This is a genomic window from Aquiflexum sp. (assembly GCF_041749095.1).
GTDB lineage: Bacteria > Bacteroidota > Bacteroidia > Cytophagales > Cyclobacteriaceae > Aquiflexum.
On sequence record NZ_JBGTCA010000562.1, the window covers coordinates 1 to 2,655 of the forward strand.

Annotated in this window: 2 protein-coding genes and 1 pseudogene; all 3 read left to right on the top strand. The window is 35.5% G+C overall.

Annotated features, from left to right (window positions below; translation table 11 throughout):
- A pseudogene (locus tag ACEW8O_RS25165) lies at nt 1-219 on the top strand (30S ribosomal protein S1); the annotation flags it as partial.
- A gap of 224 nt (nt 220-443) precedes the next feature.
- Nucleotides 444-1,577, top strand: a complete 1,134-nt coding sequence (locus ACEW8O_RS25170) for a hypothetical protein (protein WP_373497389.1) — start codon at nt 444-446, stop codon at nt 1,575-1,577.
- A 169-nt stretch (nt 1,578-1,746) separates the two neighbouring features.
- The gene (locus tag ACEW8O_RS25175) at nt 1,747-2,325 is read left to right on the top strand and encodes an outer membrane beta-barrel protein (protein ID WP_373497390.1); all 579 of its coding nucleotides are present in this window, start codon (nt 1,747-1,749) and stop codon (nt 2,323-2,325) included.
- Nucleotides 2,326-2,655 lie beyond the last annotated feature (330 nt).

Genomic DNA, 2,655 nt, shown 5'->3' on the forward strand with positions numbered 1-2,655 from the left:
TTGGATTTCAGGGTAACTGAATTCTCCAAAGATGACAAGAGAATTGTCCTTTCCCATACTGCAACATTTAGAGAAGAAGCCAAACCGGCTGCTGCTCCTAAGAAAGCTGCCAAAAAAGCTGCTGCTCCTGCTGCGGACGCCTCTGCTGATAAATCCACTTTGGGTGATATCGATGCCTTGGCTGAGTTGAAGGAAAAGATGGAAGGCGGAAAGAAGTAATCTTTAGAAACTAGAGACAAAGCCTGCCCCGAGTATCGGGGAATCAAGAACCAAGATGGTTCGTTATATATAAAAAGTGTCTGCCGAAAGGTGGGCATTTTTTTTGTGCCTTGCTCAATCCAGAACCAAATCCAAAAATGAGGCAAGTAGATGACATGATCAGATTTTAAAAAATGAACTAAAAATAAAATTTATTTAAAAAGTTTCGTGAAATTGATGGGGAAATGATAAAAATACGCATCATAATTCTTTTGATTTGGGTATCGATCTTTAGTTGCACAAAGCGGGAAAAAAATTCCCAAAACATAGCCGATTCTAACGAATGGGAACTTGTGATTTTGGACTCTATTCAGGTGGATTATTTGGCTAATATCAGAGAGGGGATTTTTAATAATGGAGTTGGTTTGATTAAAGATATTTCTAGTAGTACTTTAATTAAGTTTGACTCAACGGGAAATGTTCTGGTGAAAAAGGAGTTTCCAAAAGAAGGCCCTGGGTCGGTAATGTGGTTGGAAACTTTACTTGAACATGATGGAGAATTCTTTGGAACGACTTCTTTTAAAAATATTTATCATTTCGATGCCGATCTTAATTTAAAAGAAAGTTTGGAAATGCCTTTTGTAGGTGAAGCTAGAGGTGGTGCCTACAACAGAAGAAATATTGCTGTTTTGAAAGAAAAATTGTTGCTATGGTATCCGGGCCGCAATGGTATCAGCCCTTATATTGACCATTTTTATAGAGATTACCCTCTTTTAGAATTGTATGACCTAAATACAAAAACATCAAAACCAGTTGTCAGAACACCTCCGACATCAAAATTTAGCAGTGATCAATTTTTTAATAGGCCCAACATAAATTTCACCATAGAAAACGACAGCTTGTATTTTACCTTTTCCAATGAGGCCATTTTGCATGTATATGCTTTAGGGGATAGTATTACCTGGGAAAGAAGTATTGATATGGAGCCAACCGACTTTAAATTATTCCCGGGGCAAAACACTCCTGTGACATATCGAGAAATGATAAAAATGTTTGAAGCCCAGATTAATGGCATATTTTCAGATTCGGACAATATCATAATCACGTATCATGGTGGAATTGATGGAGACACTTTTGTCAATAACGAATTAATGGAAAAAGAAAATTTTTTCCGATATCCGGAATTCCTTAACAATTATCTCAAAATCTACAGGTATGGATATGGTTGGTCCAATGAGATGATAGTTTCTTCAAAAATAAAATTAATACTCAATATAGAATCTGTGGATAAACCATTCTATGCCTTAAGAGATGATGATTTTCTCGGGAAAGAGCAAGATTACACCACATTTTATAAACTTCAATTGGTCAAAAAATGATCTATTCGGGGAGCTTTATTTCACAAAGATTGATTATTTAATTTGAAGCAAAACGGGGTTTTTTGTCGCATTTTAAATGATTTTTACGTCCCCAATAATATAGATGGTAAGATTCAAATAAATTCTTATCATTTATCAATCAAATTTACCACCTATTATTGAAGTTTTTATGAGTAAACTAGTTGTTTCTTTAAAGTTGTTTTTGTTCCTGTTTGGAGTCCAAACTTCACAAGCCCAAGATTCATTCTATGGCAAAGCCTATTTTGGCACATCGAGTTCGGCCTTAATTTCCAAAAGGGGTCTAGTTGGAACTCCGGGATATAATGTTGAAAGTTTTAAAGAATTAGGGTTTCTATTCGGAAAAGAGGTAAATAAAAAATGGGCTTTTGAAACTGGATTAAATATTGCTACGGCAAATATTTTCATCAGTTCTACTATTGTGACCGATATTTATGTGACAGAATACAATTATCAAATGTTGACTTTTCCATTACTGATGAAATATTCATTGTCGTCTTCTATATATGTCAATGGAGGGCCTTTGTTAGATATTCAAAGATCAGAGAAATCTACTGTCAATCAGTCGGGAATTGGTTATTTGATTGGTATTGGAGCTGAACACTATTTCAATAATGTTGGGATATTTCTAAATCCCCACCTTAAACGGCATGCTGCAATTTCGTTTGATTCATCTAATAACAACCTTACAGAGTTGGGGATTCAACTTGGTGTGGCATATAAATTTTAGGTCATGAAAACATGCTATTCTCTACTTATCGCTATATTCCGTTGATTCAAATAATCTAAACCATTGAACCTGTTCATCATGAAAAATCAAAACAAGCTCAAGAATCTCCTTTTATTGACCACATTGGTCTTTTTACTTTCCTCAAGATGATTTGCCCAAAATTCTTTTTACGGAAAAGTATATTACGGTATTTCTGATGCCGCATTGCTTCTCAGAGAAGAGGTGGTTGGGGGAGGATTAGGTTATGATCCGGAAGGGTTCAGGGAATTCGGGTTTTTGGTGGGTAAAGAATTGGGTAAGAAATGGGCAATTGAAGCTGGATTCAATGCT

Excerpts from the sequence above, each read along its gene's own strand:
- ACEW8O_RS25170 (WP_373497389.1), top strand. The coding sequence starts at position 444 with ATGATAAAAATACGCATCATAATTCTTTTGATTTGGGTATCGATCTTT.
- ACEW8O_RS25175 (WP_373497390.1), top strand. The coding sequence starts at position 1,747 with ATGAGTAAACTAGTTGTTTCTTTAAAGTTGTTTTTGTTCCTGTTTGGA.